At 61.6% G+C, this 14,980-nt stretch carries 11 protein-coding genes; 8 read left to right on the forward strand and 3 right to left on the reverse strand.

Features of this window, described 5'->3' with window-relative positions:
• Positions 1-75 precede the first annotated feature (75 nt).
• The 3 genes from xdhB to EHF33_RS16800 form a co-directional block, all read right to left on the reverse strand.
• Entirely contained in the window at positions 76-2,436 is a 2,361-nt protein-coding gene (gene xdhB, locus EHF33_RS16790; protein ID WP_124874328.1) for a xanthine dehydrogenase molybdopterin binding subunit, read from the reverse strand.
• A gap of 67 nt (positions 2,437-2,503) precedes the next feature.
• A complete protein-coding gene (locus EHF33_RS16795) occupies positions 2,504-3,946 on the reverse strand; it encodes a xanthine dehydrogenase small subunit (protein WP_124874330.1) in 1,443 nt (480 codons plus the stop codon).
• A 382-nt stretch (positions 3,947-4,328) separates the two neighbouring features.
• Entirely contained in the window at positions 4,329-5,360 is a 1,032-nt protein-coding gene (locus EHF33_RS16800; RefSeq protein ID WP_124874332.1) for a LacI family DNA-binding transcriptional regulator, read from the reverse strand.
• A gap of 309 nt (positions 5,361-5,669) precedes the next feature.
• On the opposite strand from EHF33_RS16800, the gene EHF33_RS16805 reads away from it, so the two are divergent.
• The 8 genes from EHF33_RS16805 to EHF33_RS16840 all read left to right on the forward strand — a co-directional run bounded on the left by EHF33_RS16805 (position 5,670) and on the right by EHF33_RS16840 (position 14,967).
• Positions 5,670-7,004, forward strand: a complete 1,335-nt coding sequence (locus EHF33_RS16805) for an ABC transporter substrate-binding protein (RefSeq protein ID WP_124874334.1) — start codon at positions 5,670-5,672, stop codon at positions 7,002-7,004.
• A gap of 198 nt (positions 7,005-7,202) precedes the next feature.
• The gene (locus EHF33_RS16810; RefSeq protein ID WP_124874336.1) at positions 7,203-8,117 is read left to right on the forward strand and encodes a carbohydrate ABC transporter permease; all 915 of its coding nucleotides are present in this window, start codon (positions 7,203-7,205) and stop codon (positions 8,115-8,117) included.
• Positions 8,117-8,980, forward strand: coding sequence for a carbohydrate ABC transporter permease (locus EHF33_RS16815; protein ID WP_124874338.1), 864 nt, complete (start codon positions 8,117-8,119; stop codon positions 8,978-8,980). Before EHF33_RS16810 ends, EHF33_RS16815 begins: the two co-directional genes overlap by 1 nt.
• 182 nt (positions 8,981-9,162) lie before the next feature.
• Positions 9,163-9,870, forward strand: coding sequence for a nucleoside/nucleotide kinase family protein (locus EHF33_RS16820; protein ID WP_124874340.1), 708 nt, complete (start codon positions 9,163-9,165; stop codon positions 9,868-9,870).
• A 69-nt stretch (positions 9,871-9,939) separates the two neighbouring features.
• Entirely contained in the window at positions 9,940-11,454 is a 1,515-nt protein-coding gene (locus tag EHF33_RS16825) for a mannitol dehydrogenase family protein (RefSeq protein WP_124874342.1), read from the forward strand.
• Positions 11,455-11,517: 63 nt separating this feature from the next.
• Positions 11,518-12,285: an SDR family NAD(P)-dependent oxidoreductase gene (locus EHF33_RS16830; protein WP_124874344.1), complete on the forward strand. Its 768-nt coding sequence runs from the start codon at positions 11,518-11,520 to the stop codon at positions 12,283-12,285.
• A gap of 58 nt (positions 12,286-12,343) precedes the next feature.
• Positions 12,344-13,435 carry an NAD(P)-dependent alcohol dehydrogenase gene (locus EHF33_RS16835; protein WP_124874346.1) on the forward strand — a complete coding sequence of 364 codons (1,092 nt, stop codon included), beginning with the start codon at positions 12,344-12,346 and terminating at the stop codon, positions 13,433-13,435.
• Positions 13,432-14,967 carry an FGGY-family carbohydrate kinase gene (locus EHF33_RS16840; RefSeq protein ID WP_241191410.1) on the forward strand — a complete coding sequence of 512 codons (1,536 nt, stop codon included), beginning with the start codon at positions 13,432-13,434 and terminating at the stop codon, positions 14,965-14,967. Before EHF33_RS16835 ends, EHF33_RS16840 begins: the two co-directional genes overlap by 4 nt.
• Positions 14,968-14,980 lie beyond the last annotated feature (13 nt).

The following is a 14,980-nucleotide window of genomic DNA, read 5'->3' on the forward strand; positions in this document are numbered from 1 at the left end:
AAAAACGAACATCTTTTCCCACTCCGCGTCCCTCTTTAGGGGTAAGGATGGGGTGGTGGGCGGAGTGATTGCCCCTTAGTCGTCTGCCGCCACCGCGTCCCCCGCCGCCTGCCGCGCACTGTCCAGCGCCCAGAACACCGCTTCGGGCGTGGCGGGCAGCCGGAGTTCTTGCGCCCTCTTGCTCGGCCCGAAGGCGGCGGCCGCTTGGCGCAGGGCTTCGCGCACGCTGATCGCCAGCATCAGCGGCGGCTCACCGACAGCTTTTGAGCCGTAAACAACCCCGCTTTCGGTGGCCTGCTCCAAGAGGGCCACGTTAAAGACTTCCGGCATTTCCGAGAAACTGGGCAGCTTATAGGTGCTGGCCGATTGGGTCGCCAGCCGCCCCCGATTTGGCCCGTCGGAGGTGTCCCAGTGCAACTCCTCTAAGGTCATCCAGCCTGCGCCCTGCACGTAGCCGCCTTCGACCTGACCGATGTCGATCAGCGGCGATAAGCTGTCGCCCACGTCGTGAAGCAAATCCGTGCGCAGTTGGCGGTAGGCTCCGGTAAAGCCGTCCACTTCCACCTCCGCCACCGCCGCGCCGTAGGAAAAGTATTTGAACGGTTCGCCCTGCACTTTTTCCCGATCCCAATGCAGGCCCGGCGTGCGGTAAAAGCCCGCCGCCCACAGTTGGGTGCGGAGGTGATAGGCGTCGTGGACGAGTTGGGCAAAGTCCATGCCCTGATCGGGGTGGCCCAGCGGATAGACCCGCCCGTTTTCAAATTTCACGTCATTGGGATGCACGCCCAGCGAACCCGCCGCCACCGCCGCGAGGCGCTCTTTGATCTGATCGCAGGCATTTTTAATGGCCCCGCCGTTGAGGTCAGCCCCCGAACTCGCCGCCGTCGCCGAGGTGTTGGGCACTTTGTCGGTGCGGGTCGGCGCGAGGCGGATGCTCCTAAGCGGCACGCCCAGAGCGGTGGCCGCCACCTGAATCATCTTGGTGTGCAGGCCCTGACCCATCTCGGTGCCGCCGTGGTTGATCAGCACCGAGCCGTCTTTGTAGACGTGAACGAGCGCTCCGGCCTGATTGTAAGCGGTGAAGTTAAAGCTCACCCCAAACTTGACCGGCGTAATGGCGAGGCCGCGTTTGGTGTGCGGGTGCGCGGCGTTGAATTTCTGAATTTCAGCGTTGCGGGCGGCAAAATCACTGCTGTCGAGCAGGGCGCTCCACACTGTTTGAAGCCGCTCGGCGTGCCGGACAGGCTGACCGTAAGGCGTGGCCTCGCCGGACGCGTAGAAGTTGCGCTGGCGCAGTTCATGGGCCTCCAAGCCCAGCAGGGGAGCGCAGCGGCCCAGAATATCCTCGATCACCAGCATGCCCTGCGGCCCGCCGAAGCCCCGGAAAGCCGTCTGAGAGGTCTTATTGGTTTTGCAGATGCGGCCATGCACTTCCACATGCGGGATGTAGTAAGCGTTGTCGATGTGGCACAGGGCGCGGGCCAGCACCGGCTCGGAAAGGTCTAAACTCCAGCCGCCGTCGCTGCTGAGCGTGGCTTGCAGGGCCACCAGCCGCCCGTTGTCGTCAAAGCCGACCTTCCATTTGCTGTGAAAGGGGTGGCGCTTGCCGGTCATGGTCAAATCTTGGGTGCGATTGAGGCGCATCCGGACGGGCCGCCCGGTCAGGGTCGCGCCCAGCGCCGCGATGGCCGCGAAGCCGTGCGGCTGCATCTCCTTGCCGCCGAAGCCGCCGCCCATCCTGAGGCACTGCACCGTCACCTGCGAGGAGGTCAGGCCCAGAATGTGCGCCACGATTTCCTGCGTTTCGGTGGGGTGCTGGGTGCTGCTCTGGATGAAAACCTGACCGGATTCGTCAATGTGGGCCAGCGAAGCATTCGTTTCCAGATAAAAATGCTCCTGACCACCGAACTCAAATTCGCCTTCGTAGATGTGCTTGGCCTCAGCAAAGCCCACCGACACGTCGCCGCGCCGCAAAACCGGCTGAGCACCTTGAAAGCTGCCTGCGGCGATGGCGTCCTGAACCGTCAGCACAGCGGGCAGCGGTTCGTACTCCACCTTGACGGCGTCCGCGCCCTGCCTCGCGGCGTCGGCACTGTCGGCCAGCACCCAGCAGACGGCTTGGCCGTAAAAGCAGACTTCGTCGGGAAACAGCGGCTCGTCATGCTTGACGCCGGAATCGTTGACGCCCGGCACGTCGGCCTTGGTCAGCACCCGCACCACGCCGGGCACTTCCAGCGCGGGCGCGGTGTCCATGCTGAGGATGCGGGCGTGGGCGTGCGGCGCTTGCAGCGGCCAAGCGTGCAGCAAATTTTGGAGGCGCACCCCGAGGTCGTCGGTGTAGAGCGCGTAGCCGGTGACGTGCAGATCGGCGCTCTCGTGCGGAATGGCGTCGCCAACGGCACCGACGGGCGGGCGTTCAAACAAGCTGTGCGTCATACTCCTACCCGCTCAAAGACGGCTTTTCGTTCAAGCCCACTGCGCTGACGTGTCATGACAACCTTAGTCATACAAGTGCCCCCTGTCCGGTTTGTTCAGAGTAAAACTTCAACAGTGTCTGCTCCAACATGGCGGCGCGGTAAGCGGCGGAAGCGCGGTGGTCGTCCAGCGGGGTGCCTTCACTGCCAAGCAACTTGGCGGCGGCGCGAACGTTCTTTTCGTTCCATATCTGGCTCGTCAACGCCTGCTCCGCTTTGGTGCCGCGAATCGGCGTGGCCGCCACTCCACCCAGTCCTATATGAATGTGTTTGACGGTCTCTCCGTCCAGTTCCAGAGCAATGCCCACCGCCACGCTGGAAATGTCGTCGAAGCGGCGCTTGGCAATTTTGAAGAAGCCGGTGGTGGGCGCAAGCGGCAAAGGAATCCGGACGGCTTTGATGAGTTCTCCAGCGGCCATCACCGTTTTGCGGTAGCCGGTAAAGAACTCGCTGACTTTAACTTCTCGCTCGCCATTCTTGCCGACGAGTACCACGTCCGCGTCCAGCGCCAGCAGCACTGGAGGGCTGTCACCGATGGGCGAAGCGGTGCCAATGTTGCCGCCCAGCGTGGCGCTGTTGCGAATCAGGCGCGAAGCAAATTGCGGAAACCACTCGGCCAGCAGCGGTACTTGGTCACCGAGGCGGCGCTCGATTTCGGTCAGCGGCAGGCCCGCCCCGATTTCCAGGTGCTCGTCCGTCCAAGTCAGGCCGCGCAGCTCTGGCAAGCCGTCGAGCGCGATGGTGACGGCAGCACGGGTATGGCGGATGTTGACTTCCACGCCCCAATCGGTGCCGCCGGAAAGCAGCTTGGCGGCGGGGTTGGCTTCCAGCAACTCCAGCGCTTCGGCAAGAGTTGCGGGGCGGTGAAAGTCGCCGTCGGGAGTGCTGAGGTGGGTGGGCTGCGGCGCGGGGGCAGGCTGGGTGCGTCTCTCGGCCAGCACATCGCCCTCGGCGGGACTCCCCAGCGCGTAGGCGGCGTCCTGTATCGGGCGGTAGCCGGTGCAGCGGCACAGATTTCCGCTCAGCGCGTGGATGTCAAAACCGTTGGGGCCAGTACCCTGATGAACACCGTGTGGGTCACCTTCCCCCCGTTCTGGGCGGTAATACTCGGCGGCCATGCTGACCACGAATCCGGGGGTGCAGTAGCCGCACTGCGAGCCGCCGCGCACAGCCATTTCGTGTTGAATGGGGTGCAGCGCTCCGGGCTGGCCGATGCCCTCAGCGGTGACGACTTCCTGGCCTTCCAGCGTACCCATCAGCACCAAGCAGGCGTTGACCGACTCCAACCGCGTGCCACCGTCGTCAGTGGGGCGGGCCAGCAGCACGGCGCAGGCTCCGCATTCGCCCTCGGCGCAGCCTTCTTTGCAGCCGGTCAGCCCTTCCGAGCGCAGATAGTTGAGGAGTGTGGTGTGTGGCCGGACATCTCGGGCCACTTTACGGGTTCCATTTACGTTGAGCTGTACAGTCTGCATGGGGTAGTGTCCTCCAATGAAGCCGGGTTTGCCGGTATTTCCTGCGCTGAGCCTTGATCTTGAGAGATTGAACTGCGCAATCCAAACAACAATGCCTCACGGCCAACCATGCGCCCACCTCCAGTTAAGAAGTAAGCGCATGGTTGACGCCGTGAGGCGGATCACTGGTTATCCATGCAGAACAGCGATCAAGTTGTCGTTACCGGTAAAGTTTAGTACGCCGTCTAACTAAATGCAAGAGGGTCAAGGCGCGGGGGAATCAGGGCGAGCCGGTGACGGGTGGCGTTCAATTCTCCATCAAAATGTCGTCACAGATTGACCGCCATCCTCGGCACTTTCAGCCCCGCTTTTCATGGCGAATTCGCGCCCCAGAGCTCAGCGGCTAGGCCCGCTCCAACACCCGCTGCGCCTGCGGCGGAGCGCAGCTTCCGCGCACGATCAGCTCGGCTGGGAAGACAATATCGGCGGGCCGCTTGTCCTCACCGCTCAGCGCCCGGAGAACCATTTGAGCAGCGGCGCGGGCCATGTCGTCGATCGGCTGGGCCAGCACCGTGATGGCCGGACTGACCAAACTCATCCACGAGTAGTTGTCAAAACTTAGCAGCGACACGTCGTCCGGCACCTTAAGGCCGAGTTCTTGCAGGGCGCGGTAACATCCGGCGGCGCTCGCTCCAGTCAGGGCCAGCAGCGCGGTGGGTGGGCAGGCAAGGCGCATCACGTCCAGCGTGTATTGGTAGGTGTTTTCCTCGGTCAAAAACATCACCCGTTCGTATTCGGGCCGCACCTCCAAGCCCACTTCGGCCATCGCGGTGGGAAAGGTATACGAGCGGCCTTCGGGATGCAGTAGCGGGTCGTATTTGCCAGTGGCGGCAATGCGGCGGTGGCCCAGCCCATACAAATACTGCACCGCTTCCCGCACCGCTTTTACGTTGCCGAGCATCACCGAAGGGTAGGTCGCACCGGGCAAACAGTAATCCACCTGCACGATAAACACGCCGCGTTTGTGCAGCCGCTCCAAGTATTCGCGGCTCTCGTCGCCGTAACCGGCACGCAAAATCAGCGCGTCGATCCGCTGGCCGTAGAGCAGCTTGAGTTCGGTGAGTTCGTGGGCACTCTGGTACTCGTTTTCGGTCAGCAGCATGTTGTAGCCGCCCCGCCGCAACTCCTGACCAAGAGTGCGGGCCAGTTGAGCAAAAAACGGCTCCACCACCGATCCCAACACCACGCCCACCGTGCGGCTTTGCCCAGCCCGCAGCGCTCCAGCCCGCAGATCAGGTTCGTAATGCAGCTTGGACACCGCTTCCATGACCTTTGCAAGCGTTTCGGGATGAAGGAGGTGCGGCGTTTTGAGCGCGCGTTTGGCCGTGGTGGGCGAAACGCCGGCTTGTTTGGCAACATCGGTAATGCTCGGCACGCTTCACAGTGTAGACAGTTTTGATTGGCAATAGGCCACGTGACCAGCCGCATTCAAGGCTCCGCGCTCAATGGTTGGCCACGTGTCCATGACTGTACTCAGTACAATTAGACAAACCATGAGAAAACAACTACTCTATGAACACGAGTCCAATAACACACTGAAGTGATCAAGTGCTTCAACTCGCTGGCAGCCAGGTATCGTCCTGTTTGCAGCGGTTTCCTTCAGCCATGACTCGTGGAGCGCTTTTTAAGTTTCTTGACAAAGCTGTTTGGTGAGAGCCGCCCAACCCCCTTATTCGGAGGAAACATGAAATCACTCGCTGCACTTTTGACCGCCGCGCTGGCTCTGGGCAATGCTCAAGCCGCCAGCACCATCACCATCGCCACGGTAAACAACCCTGACATGGTGACGATGCAAAAACTCACCCCCGAATTCAACAAGCTCTACCCCGACATCAATGTCAAATGGGTGGTGCTGCCGGAAAACGAACTGCGCCAAAAGATCACTCTCGACGTGGCCAGCGGCGCAGGCAGCTTTGACGTCGCCACCGTTGGCGCGTACGAAGTGCCGATCTGGGCCAAGAACGGCTGGCTCGACCCGCTGACTCCCGCCTTTGCCAAGAACCCCGACATTGCCAAGAGCTACAACGTCAACGACATCATTCCCGGCGTCCGCAACGCCCTGACCATCGGCGGTCAGCTTTACGCCGTGCCGTTTTACGCCGAGAGCAGCATGACGTATTACAACAAAGACCTCTTTAAGAAAGCGGGCGTCACCATGCCGGTCAACCCCACCTGGACGCAAATCGAGGGCTTCGCGGCCAAGGTCAACGACCCCAAAAACGGCGTTTACGGCATCTGCTTGCGCGGCCTGCCCGGCTGGGGCGAGAACATGGCGGTGTTCTCCACCGTGGCCAACACCTTCGGCGGACGCTGGTACGACAACGACTGGAAGCCGCAGCTCGACAGCTCGGCCTGGAAAAATGCCATGACCTTCTACGTCAACCTGATCAAGAAGTACGGCCCCCCCGGAGCCACCTCCAACGGTTTCACCGAAAACCTGACCTTGATGAGCCAGGGCAAGTGCGGGATGTGGGTGGATGCCACCGTGGCCGCCGGACTCCTGAGCGATCCTTCCAGCAGCAAGATCGTCAACTCGGTGGGCTTTGCCAACGCCCCCACCGGCCCCGGCACCCCGCGCGGCAACCATTGGTACTGGAGCTGGAACTTGGCGATTCCCAAGAGCAGCAAGCAGGAAGACGCCGCCTTCAAGTTCATCACCTGGGCCACCAGCAAGGACTACATCGCCCTGGTCGCCAAGACCAAAGGCACATGGGCGGCCGTGCCCCCCGGCACCCGCACCAGCACCTATAGCAATCCTCAGTACAAAAAAGCCGCTGGAGCGTTCAGTAGCCTCGTGCAAAAAGCCATCAGCAGCGCCGACGTGACCAAGGCCACTAAGGACCCTGTGCCCTACACCGGCATTCAGTACGTGGCCATCCCCGAGTTCCAGGCGCTCGGCACCCAGGTGGGTCAGTACCTCGCCGGCGCGATCAGCGGTCAGACCACCATTGATCAGGCGCTCAGCCAAGCTCAGGCCGCCGCGCAAAAAGTCGCCAAAGAAGGCGGCTACCAGAAGTAAGCCGATTTGAGGGATGCAGCTTACTTTCGCCCAGCTCATCCCCTTCCAGACCGCAGCGACCAGTCACCGGCCTTCAATCACAGCTTGTAAAGTGGATTGTCGGCCCCTGGTCGCTTTTTGGCGGCCCAGTAAGGAAGAGATCAACTGCCGTTTGAGCTTTTCTTTGTCCCGCCGTCTCTTTTTTGTTGGAGGTCACCCATGACCGCTGTGCCTATCTCTGCGACTGCGCCCAAGCCCAAGGGTGGTTTCAAGATCACCCCCTCGGTGATGATCTGGCCCGCCATGCTGTATTTGATTTTGACCACTCAAGTGCCGTTTTTCATGACGATCTATTACAGCTTTTTCCGCTACAACTTGGTTGAACCCGACCGCCGTCCCTTTATCGGCTTTTCTAACTACCTGGGCCTGCTGACCGACAGCGACAATTTGAAAGTTCTGCTCAACAGCATGATCTTGACCGCTGGAACATTGGTCTTGACGCTGATTCTGGGCGGCGGCTTGGCTTTACTACTCAACCGGACGTTCCCGGGCCGGGGGTTCGTGCGCTCGGTGCTGATGAGCAGCTTCCTGATCATGCCGCTGGTCACGGCGGTGGTGTTCAAGAACATGCTGCTCAATCCAGTCTTCGGGTTTTTTAGCTGGCTGGTCAAGTCGCTGGGCGGCACGCCGATTGATTTTCTCTCGGCTTACCCGATGGCCACCATCATCGGCATGGTGACCTGGGAATGGACCCCGTTTGCCATGCTGATCTTGCTCACTGGCCTGCAATCTTTGCCGGACGACCAGATCGAGGCGGCCCGGCTCGACGGCGCGTCACCCCTTCAGGAATTTCGCTACGTCGTTTTGCCGCACTGGACGCAGGCGCTGGAAGTGGTGGTGCTGCTGGAAACCATCAACGTCTTGCAGGTCTTTGGTGAAATCTACGCCTCGACTTCTGGCGGGCCCGGGGTAGCGACCACCAACTTGCCGTACTTCATCTATCAAAAGGCCTTTGCCGAATACAACATCGGCGTGGCGAGCGCGGCGGGCGTGATTACCGTGATTTTGACCAATATTCTGGCGATCTTCCTGCTGCGGATGATCAGCAAAAATGTCAGCCCTGGAGGCCACTGATGACCACCCTTCCGTCTCAACAAGCGGTGACTGTCGCGCCCAAGAAAAAGGGCGGCCCCTCGACCAGCGGCATTCTGCTGACGGCGCTGACTTACCTGCTGGCCTTTTTGTTCTTTTTCCCGCTGCTGTGGATGGCGCTGGCCGCCTTCAAGACAGAAGCGCAGGCGTTCGCCGTTCCGCCGGTGTTTGCCTTCACGCCGATTACCGAAAACTTCCAGAATGCCCTGCCCGCTTATGGTGTGGCCCTCAGAAACTCGCTGATTGCCGCGATTGGCAGCACCGTCTTGGCCTTTGTGCTGGGCCTGCCCGCCGCCTTCGCGCTGGCGGTGTATCCAACCAAGCGTTCCAAGGGCGTATTGACCTGGATGCTGTCCACCAAGTTCATGCCCGCTGTCGGGGTGATCGTGCCGCTGTACCTGCTGTTCAGGGATCTGGGGCTGCTCGATACCTGGTGGGGCCTGATCATCATGTACACCACCATGAACCTGCCACTGGTGGTCTGGATGATGCACAGCTACATGACTGAAATTCCCCAGGCGATTTACGAGGCGGCCAGAGTGGACGGAGCCAACGTCGCCAAGGAGTTTTTCGGGATTGCCTTGCCGCTCTCGCTGCCGGGAATCAGCGCCACCGCTCTGCTGGCCATCATCTTCGCCTGGAACGAGGTGTTCTTTGCCCTCAACCTGACCACCACCGACGCCGCTCCACTCAGCGTATTCATCAGCACCTTCAAAACCTCACGTGGGTTGTTCTGGGCGCAGATGAGCGCCGCTGCCGTGCTGACGGTGCTGCCGGTTCTCATCTTCGGCTGGATTGCCCAGCGCCAACTGGTGCGCGGCCTTTCCTTCGGAGCGGTCAAGTAAGCTTTCTTCCCTGACCTTTTCAAGTTCAGCGAGCACAACCCTTTGGTGAGTGGAGTTGACCCCCGCCTACAAACAGGCTCTGGAACGCCCACAAGCGATTCAGAGCCTGTTTGCTCAGGGCAAGTTGATCCCTCCTCACCGCCTCATCCACTTACGCCATCCTGCTTCCGAGGAGGAGATTCATGGACACCCTTCATCCCCATTTTGACGATGCTTCCGGCTCCCCCATACCATCAGCCGCCTCGTCAGCCGCTCCATCACCCGCACAGCCGCGCACCACCGCCGACTTGATCGCTCTGGCCCGTGCCCTGCTCGAATCTGGTGAGCGGCGCATCCTCGGCATCACCGGAGCGCCCGGCGCAGGCAAGTCCACCGTTTGCGCGGCCATTGCCAGCGCTCTGGGCGATCAGGTGACGGTGGTCGGCATGGACGGCTTCCACCTCGCCAACAGCGAACTGATTCGGCTGGGCCGCCGGGAGCGCAAGGGTGCGCCGGATACCTTCGACGCGGACGGCTACGCGGCGCTGCTGGAGCGGCTGCGGCACCAGATGGAGGAAGTCATCTACGCACCGACCTTCGAGCGCAGCATCGAAGAATCCATCGGCAGCGCCTTGCCCGTCCTCGCCTCAACCCCGCTCATTCTCACCGAGGGCAACTATTTACTGCTGGAAGTGGGCGCGTGGAGCCGGGTCAGATCCCAACTCGACGCCGTGTGGTTTTTGGAACCGCCCGAAGAGCTGCGCCTCTCGCGGCTGATCGCCCGCCATGTGGCGTTCGGCAAAGCTCCCGACGCCGCCGAAGCGTGGGTGGAGCGGGTGGATCAAAACAATGCCGCCCTGATCAACGCGGGCCGCTCACGCGCCGAACTCATCGTGCAGTTGGTGGACTGAGCCGCTTTTCACTCTGCTGTACTTGCCTTCATCTACGATCACCGTACAAGTTTTTGCTGGAGAATCCTCATGGTTAAACTCAACTTATCCGCGCTGCCCAACCTCGCTTCAACTGTGGCGGTTCCCGGCTACGAACCGGCCCGGCTCACTTCCGGCATCGTGCATTTCGGCGTGGGCGGCTTTCACCGCTCGCACGAAGCCATGTACCTCGACCGCCTCCTGAATGCCGGCGGCAGTACCGAGTGGGCCATCTGCGGCGTGGGCGTGCTGCCGTTCGACGCCAAGATGCGTGACGTTTTTGCTGATCAAGACAACCTGTATACCCTCGTCACCAAGTCCCCAGACGGTCAGCAAGAAGCCCGCGTGATCGGGGCGATCAACCAGTTTTTGTTCGCGCCCGATTCGCCGCAAGCCGTAATCGACAAATTGGCCGACCCCAACACCAAAATCGTTTCGCTGACGGTCACTGAGGGCGGCTACAGCGTCAACGACGCCACCGGCCAGTTTGATCCCTCCGGCGCGGCCATTCAGCACGACCTCGCAGCAGGCGCGGTGCCGACCACCGTGTTCGGCTACATTACCGAAGGGCTGCGGCTGCGGCGTGAGCGCGGTGTCGCGCCGTTCACGGTGATGTCATGCGACAACATGCAGGGCAACGGCCACGTCGCGCAGCTCGCCTTCACTTCGTTCGCCCGACTCAAAGACCCGGATTTGGGCGAGTGGATTGCCCAGAATGTGGCCTTCCCCAATTCGATGGTCGACCGCATCACCCCCGCGACCACCGATGAGAGCCGCCGCGAAGTGGCCGACGAGTACGGCATAGAAGACGGCTGGCCGGTGATCGCCGAGTCGTTTACCCAGTGGGTTCTGGAAGATCACTTCACCTTGGGCCGCCCCGCTTTTGAGACGGTGGGTGTGCAGGTGGTCAGCGACGTGGAGCCGTACGAGCTGATGAAACTGCGGCTGCTCAACGCCTCGCATCAGGCCATGAGTTACCTCGGCTTGCTGGCGGGCTACACCTACGTGCATGAAGTTTGCCAGCAGCCGCGCTTCACCGGGTTCTTGCTGGATTACATGAAAACAGAAGGCGTGCCCACCTTGCGGCCCGTGCCGGGAGTCGATCTGGACGAGTACAGCCACGAGCTGATCTCCCGCTTTGCCAGCCCCGCCATTCAGGACACCCTGGCCCGCCTGATTTTTGACGCCTCCGAGCGCATTCCCAAGTTTTTGCTGCCGGTGGTACGCGAGCAACTTGCGGGAAGCGGCGACATTGACCACGCCGCGCTGGTGGTGGCGTCGTGGGCGGCTTACGTGGAGGCCGTGCGTGACGGCCAGTTTCCGGCTCTGCAAGATGTCCGCGCCGAGATGCTGACGGCAGCAGTCAGCCGCGAAGCCGAGGAGCCCGCCGCCTTCCTGCAACTCAAAGAAGTCTTTGGCGACCTCGGCCAAAACGGGCGCTTCAAGTCGGCTTATCTGGCGGCCCGCCAGGACTTGCAAGAAAACGGCCCGCTGGCGGCGATGGACAAACTCAAAGAAAGCCGCAGCCGCCTCAAAGCGCGGATGGAATCGGTTGGCAATGAGTAGACCGTATTTTAACCTGTGCCCATTTTAATTCGGCCCCCTTCACTTCAAAAGGAATCCCAAGTCATGACCAAAGCCCCCGAATCATCCAACATCCTTGACCTCTTTAAGCTCGACGGCAAAACCGCCCTGGTGACTGGCGCGGCGCAGGGCATCGGCTTTGAGATTGCCAAAGCGCTGGGCGAAGCTGGAGCCAAAGTCACCATTGCCGATATGAATCCGGCGGTGGGTGAAGCGGCGGCCAGCAGCATCGGCGCGGCATTCGAGCCGCTCAATGTGACAGACCCCGCCGCTGTGCGGACGCTGGCGCAGAAGCTGGACGCGCTGGACATCTTGGTCAACAACGCCGGAATCGTCCGCAACGTGCCGTCCGAGGACATCTCCAACGCCGACTGGGAAGTGGTGATGTCGGTCAACGTCAACGGGGTGTTCTGGTGCTGCCGCGAGTTCGGCAAGAAGATGCTGGACGCCAGAAAAGGGAGCATCATCAGCACGTCGAGCATGAGCGGCATGATTTCCAACCACCCGCAGCCGCAGTCGGGCTACAACGCTTCCAAAGCGGCGGTCATTCACCTGACCCGCTCGCTGGCCGGTGAGTGGGCGGGTCGCGGCGTGCGGGTCAACTCGGTGGCTCCGGGCTATACGGCCACGCCGATGACCATTCTGGGTTTAGAAACTCCCGAATGGCGTGAAACGTGGCTCAAAGAAACCCCGATGGGCCGCCTCGCCGAGCCGCGTGAAATCGCTCCGGCGGTGGTGTATCTGGCTTCCGACGCTTCCAGCTTCGTGACTGGGCATACCTTGGTGGTGGACGGCGGCTACACCGTCTGGTGAGTGGCTACTCTGATCGAAGTCCCTCACTTTATTCGAGACAATCACAGGAGCAAACAGCATGACCCAAACCGCAGAACCCAAATCATCCAAAACCAGCGTGCTGAACACCGTGCGCGAACTGGCGTGGGAGACCCGCGAAGTTCCGGCCCCCGGCCCAGGCGACGTACGCGTCAAGGTGCAGCGCATCGGCGTGTGCGGCAGCGACGTGCATTACTACACGCACGGACGTATCGGCAACTTCATCGTGGAGTCGCCGCTGGTGCTGGGCCACGAAGTCAGCGGCACGGTGGAGGCGGTAGGAGAGAATGTCAAGCGCCTCAAGGTGGGCGATAGGGTGGCGTTGGAACCCGGCGTGCCCTGCCGCAAATGCTCGTACTGCAAAACCGGGCATTACAACCTCTGCCCCGAGATGCACTTCATGGCGACCCCGCCGGTAGACGGAGCGCTCTCGGAATGGGTGGTCTGGCCCGAGGACTTTGCCTTCAAGATTCCTGACAACATGAGCTTGGACGCAGCCGCTTTGATCGAACCGCTGGCAGTGGGCGTCTGGGCAGCGCGGCGCGGCGGCGTCAAAATGGGCGACAGCGTGGCAGTCATCGGCGCGGGGCCAATCGGCTGCACCAGTTTGCAGGCTGCCAAAGCCGCAGGCGCAACCACCCTGATCGCGGTGGACTTGGAAGATTTCCGGCTGGAGATGGCCCGCAAAGTCGGAGCCACCCACACCATCAACGCCCGCACCGAAGACCCCGTGCAGCGTATCCGCGAGATTACGGCAGAGATCAGTGGCCTACCGATTTCGCACGGCGGGGTGGACGTGGCCTTCGAGACGGCGGGCAGCGTGCCGACTTGCCGCATGAGTCTGGAAGCCCCGCGTCCGGGCGGCGTGACGGTGCTGGTGGGCCTGCCGCCTGTATCGGAAGTCAGCCTCGACATCGTCAGCGCGGCCAGCCGTGAAACCGACATTCGCGGCATCTTCCGCTATGCCAACTGCTATCCGGCGGCGATTGAATTGGTGGCGTCCGGCGCGGTTGACTTGGATATGCTGATTACTCAGCGCTTCACCTTTGACCAGACTCCCGAAGCGTTCGTGTTTGCCGACACCGAGCGGGCCAAGAGCATGAAAGTGATGATCGAGATGGGTGGGGAGTGACCCAGCTTAAACAAGCCCCAGATCAGCCGCTGGCCAACTTGCTGCTGGGCATAGACGTCGGCACCTACAGCTCCAAAGGCGTGCTGACCGATCTGGCCGGAAACGTGCTGAAATCCCATGTGATCGCGCACGGGGTCAGCTTTCCTCAGACCGGCTACGCCGAGCAGGACGCCGACGCGGTGTGGTGGAGCGACGTTTCGCAGATCATCAAGACTCTGCTGAGCGGCGACTACAGCGGCGACGACGTGGCGGGCGTGGCGCTGAGCGCGATTGGGCCGTGCTTGTTGCCGCTCGACGAATCGGGTAAGCCGCTGCGCCCCGGCATTTTGTACGGGGTGGACACCCGCGCCCACGCTGAGATTGACCTGCTCAACGCCGAAATTGGCGAGGACGTCATTTTTGAGCACAGCCTCATGGCGCTGACCAGTCAGGCGGTGGGTTCCAAAATCCGCTGGCTGCGCGACCATGAGCCCGAAGTCTGGGCCAAGACCGCCACGCTGACCACCGCCAGCAGCTATCTGGCCTTCCGGCTGACTGGCAAGCACGTCATGAACCGCCACGAAGCCAGCCATTACATGCCGCTCTACGACCCGCCAACCCGCAACTGGACGGGCAAATACGCCGCGCCCGTGCTGGGCGACAAGGGCTTGGAAGTCTTGCCGCAAGTCGGTTGGAGTGACGAACTCGCCGGACACGTCACCGAGGAAGCCGCTGCACTGACTGGCCTCAAAGTCGGCACGCCGGTGGCGGTAGGTGCGGTGGACGCGCTGAGCGAAGCGATCAGCGTGGGCGTGGTGCAGCCCGGCGACTTGATGGTGATGTACGGCTCCACGACTTTCTTTATCTTGGTGGAAGAAACCCCCGCACCCGATCCCCGCGTTTGGACGGTGGGCGGCGCGTTCGCCGGGCAGTTCAACCTGGCGGCGGGCATGTCCACCACCGGCAGCCTGACCCGCTGGTTTGCCGACGAACTCAGCCGCGACCTTTCCGAAAAAGACGCCTACGATGAATTGTTCGCCGCTGCCGAGGGGGTTCCGGCGGGCGCAAATGGACTCTTGATGCTGCCGTACTTCAGCGGGGAGCGCACTCCACTCAACAACCCGCACGCACGCGGCGTGGTGGCGGGCCTGAGTTTGTCGTCCACCCGCGAGGACATGTTCAGGGCGGTGCTGGAAGGAGTGGGCTACGGCATTCGTCACAACATCGAAACCTTCCGCGAAATGGGCACGCAGGTGCGGCGCATCGTGGCGGTGGGCGGCGGAGCCAAAACCCCGACGTGGCTGCAAATCGTCAGCGACATCGTGGGAGCCGCTCAGGAAGTTCCAGCGCTGACCATCGGCGCGAGCTACGGCAATGCCTTTTTGGCGGGATTAGTGTCGGGCAGGCTGCACCGCGACGATCTCAAAACTTGGGTCAAGGCGGATCGTCTGATTCAACCGGATCAGTCCAAACGCGCCCTCTACGATAAGAATTTTGAGCTGTTCAAGCAGCTTTATACCCAGACCAAGGAGATCGTGCATCAATTGAGCTGAGAAGCGTGACCAC

It is taken from the genome of Deinococcus psychrotolerans, from assembly GCF_003860465.1.
GTDB lineage: Bacteria > Deinococcota > Deinococci > Deinococcales > Deinococcaceae > Deinococcus > Deinococcus psychrotolerans.